This window comes from Rhizobium sp. BK251, assembly GCF_004345245.1.
GTDB lineage: Bacteria > Pseudomonadota > Alphaproteobacteria > Rhizobiales > Rhizobiaceae > Rhizobium.
The window spans coordinates 284982-303820 of the sequence record NZ_SLUQ01000004.1 but is presented as its reverse complement, the minus strand read 5'-3'; the positions used below and the strand labels follow the sequence as shown (position 1 = coordinate 303820).

The window sequence follows — 18839 nt, the reverse complement described above, 5'->3', positions numbered from 1 at the left end:
ACGCCCTCCTTCACTGCAGTTTTGCGTAGCCTTCGGCAAGGGCGGCATATTCGGTGTCGCTGATCGGCATCAATGGCGGCCGCGTGCGCTTCCAGACGGGATTGCCCGTCTTCAGGCCGACCATGGCCTTGATCGTCGGGATCTGCACATAGGAGTTCGACAGCGTGCGATAGGCGGTGATGCGCGCCTGGGCTGTCTCGACGGCGGCGGCATGGCTCTCGTCATGGACGTGGTCGTAGACCGTGCGCAAGGAGTCGGCGACAAGGTTCGACGTGGCGGTGATGCAGCCCGCGCCGCCGGCCTTCAGGAGCGGCAGCAGCAGCGGATCGGCGCCGCAGAGGACCGAGAATCCCGGACACTCGGCGATGATCGCCTGCATGTTATTGAAATCGCCGGCAGATTCCTTGATGCCAACGACAGTCTCGGGAAATGCCTTTATCAATCGGCTGATCAGCGGGATCGACAGCGGAACGCCGGAGACCTGTGGGATATGATAGAGGATGACCTGCAGGCGGTTGTCGCCGAGCTTCTCGAAGATCTGGGCGTAGGAGGCAAAAAGACCTTCGTCGGAAACGCCCTTGTAGTAGAAGGGCGGCAGCATGACCACTTTCGTCACGCCGAGCGACAGCGCGTGCCGCGTCAGCTCCACGGTTTCAGGAATGGCCGCAACGCCGGTGCCCGGCAGGAGCTTGTCGGCCGGAACGCCCGCCTTCAATGCGGCCTCAAGCATCGCACGGCGCTCGGCGCTGGAGAAGGAGTTCGCCTCTCCGGTCGTCCCCAAAAGTGCTACGCCGTGACATCCTTCCGTGATGAGGCGATGGCAATGTTCGGTGAAAAGTCCGAGATCGGGGCTGCCGTCGGCATTGAGAGGGGTGGTGGCGGCGCTGAAAACGCCTGTAATCCGGTGCTTGCTCAACTTATCCTCCTCTTCATGCCGAGGGGTCTCGGCAGGTCCTATCATGCCGTATTCACCGCAATAAGGCCAAGTTGTCAATCTTACAACTTTGGCCGAAACAAGTCGCAATTGAAAAACCATTGATATTTAACGATAAATATTTTTGCCCTCACGTTGTCCGGTGTTTTTCGTTATTTTTGATTGACAGATTTACAATATCGCGCAACTCTCCAGATCATGATGCGTCTCCTCGGGGAGGGTCTTTCGAGCGGCGCACTGCTTGCTACGGAGGAGAAAATGACAATTCGCAATGACGATACCATTTCGCAGATGTCGCGACGCGATGCCCTGAAGCTCGGGCTCGCCGCCGGCGTCGGCATCACCCTTTTCGGCCTGAACGCACGCATCGTCATGGCGCAGGACGGTCAGGTCCTGAAAGCCATCAACCCTGCATTTGACCAGGATTGGTCGCCGCTGCGCGGCGGCGGCAGAACCTTCCGCTGGAATTCGTTCTGGTGGGCGTCGCCGATGTATTTCGACGCCGCCGGCAAGATCCAGCCCTATGTCTTCACGAGCTGGGAATCGCCAGACAACAAGGTCTGGACCTTCAAGATCGACCCGAAGGCGGTCTTCTCCGACGGCAGCAAGATCACCGCAGCAGACGTGAAGGGTTCCTGGGAAGTCGCTTCGATGCCGAATTCCAAGAGCCAGCGCGCCGACCAGGTGTTGAGCCACGTGCAAGGCTTCAAGGAGATCGCCTCCGGCTCGGGCAACGAGCTGACAGGTGTCACGACGCCGGACGAGGGCACGGTCGTCTGCACGCTGACCGACGCGGACCCGATCTTCTTCATGCGGCTTGCCAACCACATCATCCCGATCACCAAGGCGTCGCAGTCCCGCGGGAGCGATGGCGAGGAGATTGCAGACTGGTACACGCCCGATAGCGGTGCCGTCTATTCCGGCCCGTTCAAGCTCACTGCCCTCGATATCGACGCAGGCACGCTGACCTTCGAGCCCAACGAGAACTTCTTCGGACCGAAGCCGAAGCTCGCCCGCATCGAGATCACCTCGGTCGAGGACAACGTCACCGCGACGCAGCTCATCAAGTCGGGCGAGTATAATGCCCACACCGAACTTGTAACCTCGACGATCATCCAGGATCTCGGTCCAGAGTTTTCGGAAGGGCCGATCATTCCGACCAGCCAGCATTTCTGGTTCAACATCACGCGCGCGCCGATGGACGATCCGAAGGTGCGCCAGGCATTGATCATGGCCGTCGACCGCGACGGCCTCTTCAAGGCCTCCTATCCGGACGGGCCGCACAAGAAGGCCGACCAGATCCTCAACTCCGTGCCCGGAGCGGACGATTCCGGCTTTGTGCCCTATCCCTACGATCCGGAAGGCGCGAAGAAGCTTCTCGCGGAATCGAGCTATGGCGGTCCGGAGCGCCTGCCGAAGATCATGTTCGTCGGTGTCTCGGCGCCGGCGATCCAGGCCGCGGCGCAGTTCATCGCCGAGCAATGGCGCCAGAACCTCGGCATCACGGCGGTGGACATGAAGCCCCAGCAGGACGCCTATGCAGGTCCGGACCAGAATTCGGTCCAGATCTTCCGCGACGACGTCGGCACGCGCGTTCCCGATGCCGTGTCCTATCTTGCCGGCTCCATCGCCTCGACCTCTTCCAACGCCCAGAACAAGCTCGGCGGCTACAAGAACGACAAGGTCGACAGCCTGCTTGCTGAAGCCGCAACCAAGGCGGCGGACGATCCGCAGCGCGCCAAGCTTGCCCAGGAAGCGCAGAAGGCGTTCCGCGAGGATTGGGCCTTCATTCCATGGTATTCTCAGGCCATGTCGCGCTGGGCGACGAAGGACGTCAAGGGCATGGAGAAGAACCTCGACTGGCAGGTCGTGACGCCCTGGGACGTTTCCATCGGTTGAGGAGGACGTGAAGGGATCCCATCGCGGCTCCCTTCATGAAAACCGCGCGAAGACCTCAAGGCCTTCGCGCAAGCTTCAAGAGTGAAGTAGGTGCAGCCCGCGGGTACGCTCACGGGTCGCGCCGAAGAACAGGTGGGAGGTGGCCTTGCTTCGCTACGTGCTAACGCGGTTTGCCATCTGGATTCCGTCGGTCCTGGTCGTCATGATGGCGGTCTATGCGATGGCCTTCTATGGCGCCGGTGATCCGATCAAGCTGATCTTCCTGCGGGCGCCCGGCGATGTCGCCTACAATCCGCAGCGCATCGAGGCGATCCGCGAGAGCGCGGGCCTCAACAAGCCGTTCATCGAGCAGTTCGGCGTCTATATCTGGAACCTGCTGCATGGCCAGTTCGGCAATTCGCTGACATCGGGTCGCTCGGTCTGGTCGATGGTTTCGGCCGCCGCCCCGGTTTCTTTCCAGCTGGCGCTCTGTTCCATCGTGCTGACCGCGGTCATCGCGATTCCGCTCGGCATGATCGCGGCAATGAACCAGAATTCGCGTATCGACTACACGATCCTCGGCTCGGCCCTTTTCCTCTGGGCGATCCCGGCCTATGTCGCAGGTCCGCTGCTCATGGTGGCCCTCATCGTGCTCCTGCCGATGATCAAGGTGCCCTACGGTTGGGGCGGCGTCTTCGACGTGCGGATCCTGCTGCCGCTGATCGTGCTTTCCTTTCAGCCGATAGCGCTCATCGTGCGCCAGACGCGCGCCGCCGTCATAGAGGTGCTGTCAGAGGATTTCGTGCGGACGGCTCGCGCCAAGGGTGTGCCGGAAGTCATCGTCGCGCTCCGGCATATCCTGCGTCCGGTGCTGACGCCGATCGTGACCCAGCTCGGCCTCATCATGATCACCATCGTCAACGGCGCGATCTTTGTGGAGCTCGTGTTCGGCCTTCCCGGCCTTGGCCGCCTGACAGTGCAGGCGCTCACAAATTCGGACTATCCCGTCATCCTGGCGATCACACTCATCGGATCCTTCCTGGTGATGCTGTCGAACCTTCTCGTCGACGTGCTTTACCCGATGCTTGATCCGCGTGCCAACGACGCAAGAAGGAGCCGTTGACCATGTCCGCCATTCCTCTCTCGATTATCGACAATGCCGAGGAGCCGCCGGTCAGCCTCTGGCGCGATGCCTGGTATCGCCTGAAGCGCAACAAGCTTGCAATCTTCGGCCTCATCGTCGTGCTGATCCTCGCCTTCGCCGCGATCTTCGGACCCTACCTGACGCCGCAGGACTACCTCAGCCAGGATCTTGCCGCCCGGAACGCGTCGCCTTCGCTCGCGCATCTGTTCGGCACGGACGATCTCGGGCGCGATGTCTTCAGCCGCGTCGTCTTTGGCACGCGCACGGCCTTTCTCGTCGCGGTGATCGTCACCTTCATCGCGGTCCTGATCGGGCTTACGCTCGGCGCGATCGCCGGCTTCTTCGGTAATCCCTTCGACCGCGCCATCATGTGGCTCACCGATGTCACGATGTCGGTTCCGAACCTGCTTCTCGTCGTCGTCATCAATGCTTCGCTGAAGACGCCGATCACGAGGTGGATGGAGGCGCGCTATCTCGAGACGCTCAATCCCTTCTACCGCCAGACGATCTGGGTGGATTTCCTGCTTGTCTTCGGTTCCATGGCGCTGATCTCGTGGCCGCCCTATGCCCGGCTCGTGCGTGCCCAGGTGCTGTCCATCCGCAACCGCCCCTACATCACGGCGGCGCAGGCGCTCGGTCTTTCGAACTGGATCATCATCAAGCGCTATATCGTGCCGAATGCGCTCGGGCCGCTCATCGTTTCTGTCAGCGCCGGTCTCGGCACTGCCATGGTCCTTGAAAGCGCCTTCAGCTTCCTTGGCGTCGGCGTCAATCCGCCCACGCCCAGCTGGGGCAACATGATCTCGGATGGTCTGCGCGTCTGGCAGCACTATCCGCATCTCCTTGCCGCTCCGGCGGCGGTGCTGGGCCTTGCCTCGGTTGCCTTCAGCTTCCTCGGCGACGGTCTCAATGATGCACTCAACCCGCGGGGGAGCAAGTGATGAACTCCAAGACGAACGAACGCCTGCTGGACGTCCGCGACCTCACGGTCGAGATCGACGGCCGCAATGGCCCGGCAGTCGTGGTCGACGGAATCGACCTCTACGTCAACAAGGGCGAGACGCTGGGCGTCGTCGGCGAATCCGGCTGCGGCAAGAGCCTGACGATGCTGAGCCTCATGCGGCTTCTTCCGAACAAGATCAAGGTGACCAAGGGGACCGCAAATTTCGATGGTCGCGACCTGCAGAGGATGTCCAATTCGGACCTGCGCAAGGTGCGCGGCGGCGACATCGGCTTCGTCTTCCAGGATCCGATGACCTCGCTGAACCCGGTCATGCGCGTTGGCGACCAGATCTGCGAGCCGCTGATCTATCACCGCAAGATGTCGAAGGCGGATGCCCGCGTCCGGGCAATCGACCTTCTTCGCCTCGTCGGCATTCCCGGGCCGGAAGAACGGCTGATGGCCTATCCGCACGAGCTTTCGGGCGGCATGCGCCAGCGCGTTATGATAGCGATCGGCCTTGCCTGCGATCCGAAGCTCCTGATCGCCGACGAACCGACCACCGCGCTCGACGTCACGATCCAGGCGCAGATCGTCGATCTCGTGAAGGACCTCCGCGCGAGGCTCGGCATGTCGGTCGTCTGGATCACCCATGACCTTGCGCTGATCGCGGGCCTCGTCGATCGGGTTGCCGTCCTTTATGCCGGCACGGTCGTCGAGGACGCGCCGGTCGACGAGCTCTATGCGCGGCCGAGCCATCCCTATACCCGCGGCCTGCTTGCCTCGATCCCGAAGCTTTCGGATGCGCCTACGAGCAGGCTCTCCTCGATCGGCGGGACACCGCCGGAGCCGGGTCGCCGTCCGAAGGGTTGCCCCTTCGCGCCGCGCTGCCCCCTTGTCGAAGCGGTCTGTCATGAGCGGGTGCCGAAGCTCGAACCGCTTGCCGGCGCAGGTGGCCATCGCGCCGCCTGCTTCGTCGTCCAGAAAGTACAGGAGGCCGCGTGATGGGTGCTGAACCGCTTCTCAAGGTCGAAAACCTGGTCAAGCACTTCCACGTCAAGCTCGGCGCCTTCGGCGACCGCGCGGCGACGGTCTATGCACTCGACAATGTCGACCTCGACATCATGGAGGGCGAGACTCTCAGCCTCGTCGGTGAATCCGGCTGCGGCAAGTCGACGACCGGCTTCACGATCCTCAACCTTCATCGGGCAACGAGCGGCCGGGTCGTCTACAAGGGCCAGGATCTGGCCGTGCTCAACGAAAAGCAGATGCGGCCCTTCCGCCGCGACCTGCAGATCGTCTTCCAGGATCCCTACTCCACGCTCAATCCGCGCATGACGATCGGCGAGGCGATCGCCGAGCCGATCCTCTTCCACAAGCTTGCGACCAAGGCTGAGATAAAGAACAAGATTGGTGCGTTGCTGACGGATGTCGGCCTGCCGCCGCGCTTTGCGCAGCGCTACCCGCACGAGCTTTCGGGTGGCCAGCGGCAGCGTGTCGTCATCGCTCGTGCCCTTGCGTGCCAGCCGAAATTCATCGTCTGCGACGAGGCGATCTCTGCGCTCGACGTATCGATCCAGGCACAGATCATCAATCTCCTGCTCGACCTGCAGGAGAAATACGGGCTGACCTATCTCTTCATCGCCCATGACCTGGCGGTTGTCCGCCACATAAGCACGCGCGTCGGCGTGATGTATCTCGGTCGCCTGGCGGAGCTTGCGACACGCGACGAGCTCTTCGAGAACCCGCTGCATCCCTATACGAAGGCGCTTCTTTCCGCCGTGCCGGAGACCGATCCCGAGCACGAGCGCGGCCGCCAGCGCCAGATCCTGCAGGGCGACGTGCCGAGCCCGCTCAACCCGCCGAGCGGCTGCCGTTTTCACACGCGCTGCCCGATCGCCATGGAGGTCTGCGGCAAGGTCGTGCCCGAATGGAAGGAAGCAAAGCCAGGCCATCTCGTTGCCTGCCATGCGGTCAATCCGGGGCAGGATGCATGACGCTGAAGGCTGCCATCATCGCCGATGATCTCACCGGAGCGCTCGACACGGGCACGCCCTTTGTCGAAGCCGGCCTTTCGGTGGCCGTTGCCGTTGATGTGAATGCAGCGGAGGAGGCGGTGAGGACCAGGGCGGACGTGGTCGTTATCAACACGGCGTCACGCGCTCTCGGCGAGAACGAGGCAGGAGAGGTCGTGCGCAAAGCTGCACGGGCGTTGCTTCCCGCGTTGCCTTCGATCGTCATGAAGAAGATCGACTCTCGCCTGAAGGGAAATGTCGCCGCCGAAAGCATCGCACTTGCGGAGATGCTCGGGATGACGGGCATCCTCGTCGCCCCGGCCATCCCCGATCAGGAGCGGATCACCTATCGCGGCTGCGTCGTCGGTCGCGGCGTCGAAACGCCGATCCCTGTTGCAGACCTTTTTTCCGGTTGCTCTCAGACAGTAACGGTTGCCGATGCTGAGGACGACGCGGATCTCAATCGTATTGCCGCGCGCAACGACTGGCGTCGGGTCCTCGCCGTCGGCGCGCGCGGTCTCGGCGCTGCCCTCGCCCGGCGCCTCGGCAAGGTTGCTGGACGGGGGCAGGCATTTCGCCCGGAGCCGAAGACGCTGTTTGCCTTCGGCTCCCGCGACCCGATCACCGCCCAGCAGATGGAGCAGCTCGAAGCGTCCGGTGCCCTCGCCAGGGTCGTGGATGCGCCGATGGGTGGCGTCGGTCGCGACAGTCGCGCCGTGCTGCCGATGCTCCTCCGCTGCACTGGGGAGGTGTCGAGCGATGCGGCCATCGTGGCGACCCGCTTTGCAACGGGCGTTAAATTAGTCATAGACGAGACAAGACCTGATATGATCATGGTCGGCGGGGGTGATACTGCGCTCGCCATCTTTCGCGAACTGGGCGTCAGGGTGCTGATGCCAAAGGGCGAAATCGAGGCCGGAGTTCCCTGGTTCGATGTTGCAGACCCCGACGGCCGGCAATTCCGGTGCGCAGTCAAGTCCGGGGGCTTCGGCAATTCCAATAGTTTGCTAAAACTGATTCCGCGGAATCAGGCGGCATAAACAGATGCCGGCGAGGAGAATGAGCGTGGATGAAGCAAATGGCGCACCTGCGAATGGCGACGCGGCCCAGACGCCTCGGCCCGAGCGCGGCAAGGCCACCAAGCTGGTGGATCGCGTCTTCAACCAGTTGATGGAACGCATCCGGGCCGGCAATTATCCGCCGGACTCACGCCTTCCCGGCGAGCATGAGCTCGCTTCCCTGCTTGGTGTCTCGCGTCCCATCGTGCGCGATGCGCTGGCGCGGCTGCGGGAGCAGGGTATCGTCTACGCACGACAGGGCGCCGGCACCTTCGTCAGCGCTCACGGTTCGCCGACGACGCAGCTTGCCTATTCGCCGGTCAAGACGATCGCCGATATCCAGCGCTGCTACGAATTCCGCCTGACAATCGAGCCGGCTGCGGCCTTTTTCGCGGCCAAGCGGCGCGACGATGCGGCGATCCAGAAGATTGCGTCGGCACTGGCGGACCTGCGGGAGGCGACCAGCCACCAACTCCACCGTGCGGACGCCGATTTCATTTTCCACCGCTCGGTCACGGAAGCGGCCAACAACCACTACTATACCGCGTCGATCGACGCGCTGAAGGCGCACATCGCCGTCGGCATGCATCTGCACGGGCTGTCGCTCCTCGGTCCGCGGCAGGGGCTTGAGCAGGTGTTCCAGGAACACAACGCGATCTACAAGGCGATTGCGGACGGCCGAGCCGAAGACGCCCGCGACCTGATGCAGACTCACCTCGAAGGATCGCGAGACCGCCTCTTCGAAGGCCGTGTGCTCGACCTCTCCTTCTAGAGCAATTCCAGCAAAAGTGCGGAGCGGTTTTGCGTCCGGAATTGCGTAAAAACAAAGAGATAGAGCATTTCTGTAATTCGGGGAAAGACGGAAATGCTCTAGATCTGCCGAAGCGCCGCTCCGGCGCGATCGCTAGCGAAGCCTGTCGCCCTTCACGTCGAAGAAACGGCGGTCTGCGGGCGCGCAGCCGAGTTGCAGCGTGTCGCCGGGCCGAACGGGAGCTTGCGAGCGGTATTCCACGGTCACCGACTGGCCGTCTTCCAGCTGGCAATAGAGATACTGCGTGCCGCCGAGATATTCGGAGAAATCCACCTTGGCGCCGAGTGTTTCATCCGCCGCGGAAGAGGGCGTCAAATGTTCTGGTCGTATGCCAAAGGTCAGCTTGTCGCCAGAAGCGAGACCCACGCCTGAGATCGAAGCCGACAGCCTGCTGTTGCCGATGCGAACCGTTCCGTCTCCAATCCATTCCGCCGTCAGCATGTTCATCCGCGGTGAGCCGATGAAGCCGCCGACGAAGACGTTGGCCGGATTCTCGTAGATTTCCCGCGGCGTCCCGGCCTGCTCGATACGACCCTCGCGCAGGACGACGATCTTGTCGGCCAGCGTCATCGCCTCGGTCTGGTCGTGGGTCACGTAGATCATCGTATTGCCGAGTTCGCGATGCAGGCGCGCGATCTCGATACGCATCGAGACGCGCAGCTCGGCATCGAGGTTGGAGAGCGGCTCGTCGAAAAGGAAGACATCCGGCTTGCGCACGATGGCGCGGCCGATTGCGACGCGTTGGCGCTGGCCGCCGGAAAGCTGCCCCGGCCTCCGATCCAGCAGGTGGTCGATCTTCAGGATGGCGGATGCAGACTTCACCCGGGCTGCGATTTCGGTTGCATCCGTATGGGCCATCTTCAGGCCGAAGGCGAGGTTGTCGCGCACGCTCATATGCGGATAGAGCGCATAGGACTGGAAGACCATGGCAATGCCCCGGTCGGATGGGTCGAGATCGGTGACATTGCGGCCCTTGATCTCGATCTCTCCGTCGGTCACTTCCTCGAGGCCTGCTATCATCCGCAGCAGTGTCGACTTTCCGCAGCCCGAGGGGCCGACGAAGACCACGAAGGAGCCCTCGTCGATCGAAAGGTCGACACCATGGATCACATCGAGGCTGCCGAAACTCTTGCGAATTCCGGTCAGCACGACGCCGGTATCAGCCATGTCATTCCCCACGCGCTTCGCCCGCCCTTACCCATACCAGCATTTCGCCGGGCTCGCGATTGTCCCAGAAGGGATAGGGCACGAAGCGGGCCGTCGTTTTCTTCCTGCTTGGCGGAGAGGTGCGGTAGAGAGACGTACCCCAGTTGGGCTCGTCGCGCGTCGCCGGCAGGTCGAGTGCGACCACGCCGCGCAGCCCGGGAACTTCAGTCAGCTTGGCCGAGGAGACGTCGGAAGCAAGCGCGATGCCGTTGAGGCCCTCGCCATTGTCGGTCGTCTCGACACAATAGACCAGCGGCCCGCGCATCAGCGCCGTGCGGCCCGCATCCTGGCGCACCAACGGGTTCGCCCAGATCGCGCGCGGCCTCAGCGGAATGTCGAGCTCGACCCTGTCGCCATTCTTCCATTCGCGCTGGATGCGGGCATAGCCGTCGACGGTGACCGTCGCCAGACCGAGCGTTTCGCCGTTGACCTTTATGCCGGCGCCCTCGGCCCATTCCGGGATTCGCAGCGACAGGGCAAATCGTGCCGGCCTGTCGAGGGAGACGGCAAAGCGAACCGCGCCGTCCCAGGGATAGCGCGTTTCCTGCGAAAGCTCGACCTTTGCGCCGGCGATCTCGAAACGGGCCTTGCTCTCGCCGTAGAGATGGACGGCGATCTCGTCGGCGGCGAGCGCATACATGTAGGAGCCGACGGAAGTCAGCAGGCGGGCGATGTTCGGCGGGCAGCAGGGGCAATGGTGCCAGATCCAGCGATGGTGCTTGCCGGCGCTTTCGAGCGGGTTCTCATAGAAGAAAGTCTTTCCGTCGAGGGAAAGCCCGGACATTGCGCCATTGTAAAGCGCCTGCTCCATAATGTCGGCGTAGCGCCGGTTCGGGCCGCGGCCGAGCATGCGGTTCGCCCAGAAGACGAGGCCGACCGAGGCGCAGGTTTCGGCATAGGCACTCTCGTTCGGCAGATCGTAGTAGTCGGTAAAGCCTTCGTTGGAGGCCGCAGGTCCGATGCCGCCTGTGACGTACATCTGCTTCGTCGTCAGGTCGTCCCAAAGCGTCTCAAGGGCAGCAGTCAGGCTGTCGTCGTTGTATTCCGTGGCGATGTCGGCCATGCCGGAATAGAGGTACATGGCACGCACCGCGTGACCGACGACCTTCTTCTGCTCGCGCACCGGCTGATGTGCCTGGCCGTATTCATAGGTCTTCTGGTGGAAATCGGCGGCATCCCTGCCATCCCGGATCGCTTCCGCGGTGAAGAAATGCGGCTCGGTGCCGCGCTCGTCGATGAAGAATTTCGAAAGGTCTAGATATTTCTTCTCGCCCGTCACGCGCGCGAGCTTCACTAGCGCCAGCTCGATTTCCTCGTGGCCGCAATAGCCGGGCATCTGCCCCTCGCCATGGCCGAAGACCTTGATCATGTAGTCGACGTACCGGCACATGACATCGAGCAGCTTGCGCTTGCCGGTCGCCTGGTAGTAGGCGACGGCTCCCTCGATCAGGTGGCCGGCGCAATAGAGTTCGTGATGGTCACGCAGGTTGGTCCAGCGGCGGTCGGGCTGGACGCGCTGGAACCAGGCGTTCAGATAGCCGTCCTCGTCCTGCATCTTTTCGTACATGTCGACGATGGCGTCGACGCGGGCCTCCAGGTGTGGGTTGGGCTTCCTGTAGAGCGAATAGGCGATGGTCTCGATCGACTTGCCGAGATCGCTGTCCCAGAACATCTGCGTGGTGCCGCCCCAGGGCTGGATCGGAATGACGATGCCCGGGCTTGGCTGGCTGGTGTCGATGGCCTGCAGCATGCCGGCCTTGACGCAGCGGTCCAGCAGGATCTCGGCGGTCGCATCGCAGATGGCTTCCTGCCGGTCGCCGAACAATCCGCCGAGCGTGACGCTCGGAACGGGGAGGGGGCGGAACTGGCGGTCTCTTTTCAGCTGGTTCATTGTCTCATCCATTTCGTTCGGGATCATTTGACTGCGCCGGCCATCAGCCCGCGCATGTAGTAGCGTTGCAGGAGCAGGAAGACGATCAGGCAGGGGATCGTCATGACGACGACGCCCGCCTGGACCGCACCCCAGTTGATGGCGCCGAGGCGACCGGCGCGCACCGCCGTCATCAGGACGGGCAGCGTGTATTTCTCATTGCTGGAGAGCAGCACGAGGGCCGCAAGGAACTCGTTCCAGGCATTGAGGAAGGCAAAGATCGCCACCGTCGCCACACCCGGCAGCACCAGGGGCAGGAGCACGCGCACCAGCAGTTTCAGGTCGCGCGCCCCGTCGATGCGGGCGGCTTCCTCGATCTCCTTGGGCACTGCGTCGAAAGCGTTGCGCATCATGAAGACCGAGAAGGGAAGCTGCAGCGTCACGTAGACCAGCGTCAGGCCGAGCAGCGAGTTGTTGAGGCCGAGCTTTGCCAGGATGATGAAGAGCGGCGTCAGGATCGATTGGAACGGGATCATCAGGGTGGCAATGATCAGCACGAACAGCACGTTCTTCAGCGGAAAACGGTAGCGCGAGAAACCGTAGCCGGCGAGCAGGCTGACGGAGACCGTCAGCACGACCGTCCCGAGGGAAACGACCAGCGAGTTGACCATGTGCTGCCAGATGCCGGCCCCGAAGGTGTCGAGCAGCGCATAGGCATCGAAGCTCACCCCGTTTGTCGGCCATGGTGGCAGCGGCGGAAGACTTGCCTCCGTACCGTGGCGGAAGGAGGCAAGGAGCGAGATGATGAAGGGCGCGAGGAAGAAAATCGCAATGATGAGGCCGGTGCCGTGATAGGCGGTTGCGGCCCTGAACGCCTTTCTCGCTCGGCGCTGCCTGGAGGAGATCATGGGCGTTCCTCCCCGACGCGCAGCAGCCAGAGCTGCGCGATGCTGATGACGACCAGGATCGCGAGCAGCACGATCGAAAGTGCGGCGCCATAGCCGAGATTGAAGGACACGAAGGACTGGTTGAAGATGTAGTAGACCACCGAGATCATCCGGTTCTGCGGCCCGCCGCTCGTCATGATGTAGAATTGGTCGAAGGCGAGGATCGAGCCGGTCACCGAGACGATCAGTGCGAGCGCAATCGTCTTGCGCATCAGCGGCAGGGTCAGATGCCTGAAGCGTTGCCAGCGGCCGGCGCCATCGATGCGCGCCGCCTCGGTCAGTTCCGAGGGAATGGCCTGGAGGCCGGTCAGCAAGATGATCATGGTGAAGCCTGCGATCTTCCAGACGACCATGACGACGATCGTCGCAAAGGCTGTATCGAAGTTTGCCATCAGGTTGGGGCTCTTCGCCACAAGCCCGAGCGCACGCAGCGCCGGGCCTATGAAGCCGCTGTCGACATTGGCGAGCCAGACCCAGAGAAGCGAGGAGGTGGCGAGGCCGACGACGACAGGCAGGAAAATGATCGTGCGATAGGCGCTGACGAAGCGGCGATGCTTTTCGACGAAGATCGCGAGAGGAAAGGCGACTGCGAAGATCGCTATGGTGACGATCACCGTATAGTAGGCGGTGAAGTTCAGCGCCAGTATGAACCGGTTGTCGTTGAACATGCGGATGTAGTTGTTGAAACCTATCCAGCGCGATGCGCCCATCAGCGGCCAGTTGTGCAGGCTCATCCAGCCTGTGAAGAGCACCGGCGCCACGAAGAAGACGATGACGAGCAGCATTGCCGGCGCGATATAGAGCAGGCCGCGCCACTGCGATCTCCGCCGCCGCTTTCGCGGGGGCGATAGTTGCCGCCGATCAGAGCCAGTCATCCACAAACTCCAAATTCACTGGGAAAGTCGGCCGGAGGGCCATCACCACCCTCCGGCCACGGCCAGAAGAGAGATTATTGGCCGCTGTCGATGATGGACTGCATTTCCGACTGGGCATTGGCGAAGGCACCGTCGACGTCTTCACCGAAGATGGCGGCATTGGTGAAGGTGGCCCAGGGGCCGTTGGCGCTGTTGATCAGGTCGTTGAACTGCAGCGTATAAGGCGTCTTGGCGACGCTGATCGCCTTCAGGCCAACCTCCATGCGCGGATCCAGACCGGTCAGCACCTCTTCGGCGATATCGCCACGCGTCGGCAGGCTTCCGTATTTCGCCATGATCTTCTGGCCGTCCATCGAATAGATGAACTGGAGGAAGTCCTTTACCGCGTCGATCTTCTTGGTGCCCTTGGTGATGACGAAGTTATCGCCGCCGGCAAAGGACGAAGGCTGGCCATTGACGCCGGGGATCAGCGTCACGCCGAAATTGATCTCCGGATGTTGAGTGACCAGCGTGCCGATAGCGAAGGCGCCGAGGCTCTGCTGGCCGATCTTGCCGTTCGTGAAGCTGAGGAAGCTCGTGCCGTTGTCACTCGCCGAGCCGGCGGGAACCACATCCTTCTTGACCATGTCACGGTAATAATTGACGGCCTTGCGCATCTCAGGCGTGTCGAGCGTCGCCGTCTTGCCGTCAGCGGAGAGGATGTCGGTGCCTGCGCCCCAGACCAGCGGGGTGAAGGTGAAGATCATGCAGCCGCCGCAACCGCCACCCGAGAAATAGAAGCCGTAGGTGTCGTCACCGAGAGCGCGGATCTTTTCCGCGTTGGCAGCGATCTCTTCCCAGGTGGTCGGCGCCTTTTCAGGGTCGAGGCCGGCCTTCTTGTAGAGGTCCTTGTTCCAGGCGAACACCGAGGTCTCGACCGAAAGCGGCAGGCCGTAGATCCGGTCCTGATAGGTACCGAGGCGAACATGCGAGGGCGAGAGCGAATTGAAGTATGGAAGTTGCTTTGCCCAGTCTGTCAGGTCCTCGAGCTGGCCCGCAGCGGCGAAGGCCGGATTGTAGATCAAGTCCATCGACAGTGCGTCCGGCGCCTGGCCTCCGGCGATTGCCGTCGCGTATTTCTGCACGAGTTCGGAAAAAGGCACTTCGGTGACGACGACCTGGTTCTCGTGGCTGCCGTTGTAGGCTTCAACGACCTTGTTGAACGCATCGCCGATGCCGGTGCGTACCCACATTTCGATCTTGTCGGCGGCCGAGGCTGCGGACGTCATGCACAGTGTGGCGACACTTACTGCCGCCAGTAGACGCTTGATCATGTATTCCTCCCATCGTGGCGCGTCTCCTTCGCGCCTGTTCCTCAGTCTTCGGGGCTTTCACCCCCACATGATTGCCGCACGACCAGACGGCACGGCAATTTCCTCAAGCCCGGCTCCACCGCCTGCCCCTCTGCAAGCGCCAGAACCGTCAATCCCGCCTGGCGCCCGAGCTCCTTCAGGCACATGTCCACCGTCGTCAGCGGCGGCCGTGTCTGAGCCGCCACGATCTCCCAGTTGTCGAAGCCGACAACGGAAACGTCCTCGGGAACCCTGATGCCGCGCTCACGCAGCGCATCCACGACACCGCGGGCGATCTGGTCGTTGCCGCAGAAGATTGCATCCGGCTTCTCACCGTCCTCGCTCCAACGCCGCGCCACCGCCTCGTGCCCCCAGACCTCCGACCACACGCCGTACATCACCGGTTCGCGGCTACCCGCCACGTCCCGATAGGCATTGGCGCGTTCGCGAACCGAGAAGAAATTCTCGGGTCCCGTGATATGAGCGATCCGCCGCCGTCCGATCTGCACCAGCCATTCCACCGCCAGCCGTGCACCCTGCTCGTCGTCCGACATGAAGGTGACACTGTCGGGCGTACCTTCCGTGAACGCGTAGACCACCGGTACCGGCAGGTTCGACAGATCGACCGGCAGGCGCCTGTCGAGGCGCTTTCCGGTGGCGATGATGCCGTCCACCTGCTTGTCGAGCATGGCATCCACGTGGGTCTGCCCGAGCGCCGGGTCATCCTCAATCGCGCAGAGGAAGACCGAAACGCCGTGATCGACGAGGGCCTCCGAAATGCCCGCCATGACCGGGAGTGTGAAGCGTCCGTAGGTATCGTTCGTCAAAAGCCCGACGGTAAAGCTCCGCTTGCTCAGCAAGCCGCGCGCAAGCGCATTCGGCCGGAAACCGATTTCGCCCGCCACCCGCTTCACCCTCTGGCGCGTTTCCTCTCCCATGCGGCCGGTGTTGTTCAACGCTTTCGACGCCGTCGAAATGCTCACGCCGGCGGCAGCCGCAACGTCGTGGATGGTCACTCGACCGCTTCTTGCTTGCCCGCTACTCAGCACTTCCTCCCGCTTGATGCGCAGAGAAAACCTTTTCTCACATGACGAGTCAACATGAGAAAAGGTTTTCTCGAAAATTTCATGGAAGACGGGCCTTGCATCAGCAAAGTCGATAGGAAGGTCTCAGCGACCCCTGCCGATGCTTGCATACATCCCTGTCGTGCGGAACTCGGTCGGGTTGGTGCCGTAAATGCGGCGGAACACCTTGGAGAAATAATTCGCGTCCTCGAAGCCGCACATGATGGCGACTTCCTTGACCGGCAGGAAATCGGCCTTAGTGAGGAGCTTGGCGGCGCGCTGCAGGCGCTGCTGGAGAACGTATTCCGCGGGCGGCACGCCTTCGCTTTCCGCAAAGCTGCGCGAGAAATGCGCCCGGCTGAGCCCCACGATGGTCGCAAGTTCGCTGACGGGGAGCGGTTTTTCCAGGTTGGTGTTGATGTGATCAATGACCGGCTGCATCGCGCTCTGCTCGGCCATGAAGGCGGGCGAGCCGAACACATCGTCATAGAGCGCCATCGCGGCTTCATAGGCAACGGCGGATGCGGCACCCGGCGTGGTCGCGCCCTTGAGAAGCCGAAGGCTGCAGTCGGCAAGGTGATCGATCGTCGAAGGCTTCAGCCGGAGAACCGGCCCGGCGAGTGCCAGCACCATCTTGTGAATGCGCAGCGTCTCCTCGCCGTTTACCGAGATCCAGAAATACTCCCAGCGTTCGCCCTTTTCGAGCCAGTAGCGGTGATTGTGCGGAACGAGCACCATCATCGTATCGCCACCCTGGAGCTTGTAGTTCCTGTTCTGGTAACGAAGCCGCCCGGTGCCGCTGATCGTGTGCTGGAGCACGGTGAAGGGCGTCTGCCCGCGCCGGCGCCCATCCCAGTCATAGGGCTCATTCTCCCTGACTTCGTAACCCGCGCTTGTGGGCATGGCGTGGAGGCGCTGTCGTCCGCGGGGCAGCGAGACGGTTCTCATTCCCTGGCCATTGGCAATCAAATCGTGCAGCACAAAATTACCCGCAAAAGCATAATCGTTCTCTGTTCGGCTCCGAAAATCTGGGCATAATCGCCGTCGACAAGAGGAAGAGAGTACAGCCGGACGGAGCGGCTGGGAGGAAAAAAGACCAGTTTTGAAGCTTTTTCGACCACATGCACGCGCATGTTGGCTTTTCCTCCCTTGCCGCCTTCTTTTTAGCATCTGATCGAATTGAGGTGAAGGTCATGAGTTTCAAAATCGCTATCATCGGCGCCGGCAGCATCGGTTTCACGAAGAAACTGTTCACGGACATCCTGTGCGTGCCGGAATTCAAGGACATCGAGTTCGCGCTGACGGACCTGAGCGAGCACAATCTCCAGATGATCAAGGCGATCCTCGACAAGATCGTCGAATCAAACAATCTGCCGACGAAAGTCACGGCGACGACGGATCGCCGCAAGGCAATCGAGGGCGCGCGCTATGTCATCAGCTGCGTGCGCGTCGGCGGTCTCGAAGCCTATGCCGACGACATCCGCATCCCCCTGAAGTATGGCATCGACCAGTGCGTCGGAGATACGATCTGCGCCGGCGGCATTCTTTATGGCCAGCGCAACATCCCGGTCATCCTCGACTTCTGCAAGGACATCCGCGAAGTCGCAGAACCGGGCGCGAAATTCCTGAACTACGCCAACCCGATGGCAATGAACACCTGGGCGGCGATCGAATACGGCAAGGTCGACACGGTCGGTCTCTGCCACGGCGTCCAGCACGGCGCAGAGCAGATCGCCGAGGTGCTCGGCGCGAAGTCGGTAAAGGAGCTCGACTACATCTGCTCCGGCATCAATCACCAGACCTGGTTCGTCGATCTGCGGCTCAACGGTCGCAAGATCGGCAAGGATGAGCTGGTCGCTGCCTTCGAGGCGCATCCTGTCTATTCGCAGCAGGAGAAGCTCCGCATCGACGTGCTCAAGCGCTTCGGCGTCTATTCGACGGAGAGCAACGGGCACCTTTCGGAATACCTGCCGTGGTACCGCAAGCGGCCGGAGGAAATCACCAAGTGGATCGACATGTCCGACTGGATCCATGGCGAGACTGGTGGTTATCTCCGCCACTCGACGGAAACCCGCAACTGGTTCGAGACGGAATTCCCGCAGTTCCTCGAATCGGCTTCCAAGCCGATCGATCCGGCCAAGCGCTCCAACGAGCATGCGAGCCACATTCTTGAAGGACTGGAAACAAACCGAGTTTATCGCGGCCACTTCAACGTGAAGAACAACGGCGTCATCACCAACCTGCCGGCCGATGCGATCATCGAATCGCCGGGCTTCGTCGACCGCTTCGGCATCAACATGGTCTCCGGCGTCACCATTCCGGAAGCCTGCGCTGCCACCTGCATTTCCTCGATCAACGTCCAGCGCATGTCGGTCCATGCGGCCGTCAGCGGCGACATCGACCTTCTGAAGCTAGCGGTCCTGCACGATCCGCTGGTCGGTGCCGTCGCGACACCCGAGGAGGTCTGGCAGATGGTCGATGAAATGGTCGTCGCGCAGGCACGCTGGCTGCCGCAATATGCCGATGCGCTGCCGGCTGCCAGGGAAAGGCTGTCACAGGCCAAGGTGAAGACCCGCGACTGGGCAGGTGCGGCGCGGCGCAACGTGCGCTCCATCGAGGAGCTGCGGGCTGAAAAGGCCGCGATCAAGCAGGCTGTCTGATCTTCCGGGAGGACGGGTGGCGCTGAGGCTCCGGGAGGGAGCCCATCGCAGCCCGTCACCGGACCGTTTGAGGAGAACCGGGGCAACCGAAAGGCGTCCCGAAGCA

The 18839-nt window shown here is 62.1% G+C and carries 17 protein-coding genes; 8 read left to right on the top strand and 9 right to left on the bottom strand.

Features of this window, described 5'->3' with window-relative positions; translation table 11 throughout:
* Positions 1 to 10: 10 nt before the first annotated feature.
* Positions 11 to 916, bottom strand: coding sequence for a dihydrodipicolinate synthase family protein (locus EV286_RS11495; protein ID WP_132957172.1), 906 nt, complete (start codon positions 914 to 916; stop codon positions 11 to 13).
* Positions 917 to 1192: 276 nt separating this feature from the next.
* Here EV286_RS11495 and EV286_RS11490 point away from each other — a divergent pair, with 276 nt between their 5' ends.
* The 7 genes from EV286_RS11490 (at position 1193) to EV286_RS11460 (ending at position 8741) form a co-directional block, all read left to right on the top strand.
* Complete coding sequence (locus EV286_RS11490) at positions 1193 to 2833, top strand: ABC transporter substrate-binding protein (RefSeq protein WP_132957171.1); 1641 nt, start codon at positions 1193 to 1195, stop codon at positions 2831 to 2833.
* A 145-nt stretch (positions 2834 to 2978) separates the two neighbouring features.
* Positions 2979 to 3935, top strand: coding sequence for an ABC transporter permease (locus EV286_RS11485; protein WP_132957170.1), 957 nt, complete (start codon positions 2979 to 2981; stop codon positions 3933 to 3935).
* A 2-nt stretch (positions 3936 to 3937) separates the two neighbouring features.
* Positions 3938 to 4897 (top strand): ABC transporter permease, encoded by a 960-nt coding sequence (locus tag EV286_RS11480; RefSeq protein WP_132957169.1) that lies wholly within the window; start codon positions 3938 to 3940, stop codon positions 4895 to 4897.
* Positions 4897 to 5901: an ABC transporter ATP-binding protein gene (locus EV286_RS11475; RefSeq protein ID WP_132957168.1), complete on the top strand. Its 1005-nt coding sequence runs from the start codon at positions 4897 to 4899 to the stop codon at positions 5899 to 5901. The genes EV286_RS11480 and EV286_RS11475 overlap by 1 nt, the downstream gene beginning before the upstream one ends.
* Complete coding sequence (locus tag EV286_RS11470; protein WP_132957167.1) at positions 5901 to 6893, top strand: oligopeptide/dipeptide ABC transporter ATP-binding protein; 993 nt, start codon at positions 5901 to 5903, stop codon at positions 6891 to 6893. The genes EV286_RS11475 and EV286_RS11470 overlap by 1 nt, the downstream gene beginning before the upstream one ends.
* Positions 6890 to 7951 (top strand): four-carbon acid sugar kinase family protein, encoded by a 1062-nt coding sequence (locus EV286_RS11465; protein WP_132957166.1) that lies wholly within the window; start codon positions 6890 to 6892, stop codon positions 7949 to 7951. Before EV286_RS11470 ends, EV286_RS11465 begins: the two co-directional genes overlap by 4 nt.
* A gap of 19 nt (positions 7952 to 7970) precedes the next feature.
* The gene (locus EV286_RS11460; protein WP_132957165.1) at positions 7971 to 8741 is read left to right on the top strand and encodes a FadR/GntR family transcriptional regulator; all 771 of its coding nucleotides are present in this window, start codon (positions 7971 to 7973) and stop codon (positions 8739 to 8741) included.
* A gap of 132 nt (positions 8742 to 8873) precedes the next feature.
* Here EV286_RS11460 and ugpC read toward each other — a convergent pair whose 3' ends face one another.
* From ugpC to EV286_RS31930, 8 genes are all read right to left on the bottom strand, one after another.
* Complete coding sequence (ugpC, locus tag EV286_RS11455; RefSeq protein WP_132957164.1) at positions 8874 to 9947, bottom strand: sn-glycerol-3-phosphate ABC transporter ATP-binding protein UgpC; 1074 nt, start codon at positions 9945 to 9947, stop codon at positions 8874 to 8876.
* A gap of 1 nt (position 9948) precedes the next feature.
* The gene (locus EV286_RS11450) at positions 9949 to 11877 is read right to left on the bottom strand and encodes a glycoside hydrolase family 127 protein (protein WP_132957163.1); all 1929 of its coding nucleotides are present in this window, start codon (positions 11875 to 11877) and stop codon (positions 9949 to 9951) included.
* 23 nt (positions 11878 to 11900) lie between these two features.
* Complete coding sequence (locus EV286_RS11445) at positions 11901 to 12764, bottom strand: carbohydrate ABC transporter permease (RefSeq protein WP_132957162.1); 864 nt, start codon at positions 12762 to 12764, stop codon at positions 11901 to 11903.
* Positions 12761 to 13678 (bottom strand): sugar ABC transporter permease, encoded by a 918-nt coding sequence (locus EV286_RS11440; RefSeq protein ID WP_132957161.1) that lies wholly within the window; start codon positions 13676 to 13678, stop codon positions 12761 to 12763. Before EV286_RS11440 ends, EV286_RS11445 begins: the two co-directional genes overlap by 4 nt.
* Before the next feature lie 74 nt (positions 13679 to 13752).
* Positions 13753 to 14991, bottom strand: a complete 1239-nt coding sequence (locus EV286_RS11435) for a sugar ABC transporter substrate-binding protein (protein ID WP_132957160.1) — start codon at positions 14989 to 14991, stop codon at positions 13753 to 13755.
* Positions 14992 to 15032: 41 nt separating this feature from the next.
* Positions 15033 to 16079 carry a LacI family DNA-binding transcriptional regulator gene (locus EV286_RS11430; RefSeq protein WP_245500691.1) on the bottom strand — a complete coding sequence of 349 codons (1047 nt, stop codon included), beginning with the start codon at positions 16077 to 16079 and terminating at the stop codon, positions 15033 to 15035.
* Between the two features lie 99 nt (positions 16080 to 16178).
* The gene (locus EV286_RS11425; RefSeq protein WP_165932827.1) at positions 16179 to 17054 is read right to left on the bottom strand and encodes an AraC family transcriptional regulator; all 876 of its coding nucleotides are present in this window, start codon (positions 17052 to 17054) and stop codon (positions 16179 to 16181) included.
* The gene (locus tag EV286_RS31930) at positions 17039 to 17206 is read right to left on the bottom strand and encodes a hypothetical protein (RefSeq protein ID WP_165932826.1); all 168 of its coding nucleotides are present in this window, start codon (positions 17204 to 17206) and stop codon (positions 17039 to 17041) included. Before EV286_RS31930 ends, EV286_RS11425 begins: the two co-directional genes overlap by 16 nt.
* Positions 17207 to 17266: 60 nt before the next feature.
* Between EV286_RS31930 and EV286_RS11420 the strand changes: the two genes are divergently transcribed.
* Entirely contained in the window at positions 17267 to 18733 is a 1467-nt protein-coding gene (locus EV286_RS11420; protein ID WP_132957157.1) for an alpha-glucosidase/alpha-galactosidase, read from the top strand.
* Positions 18734 to 18839: the final 106 nt, after the last annotated feature.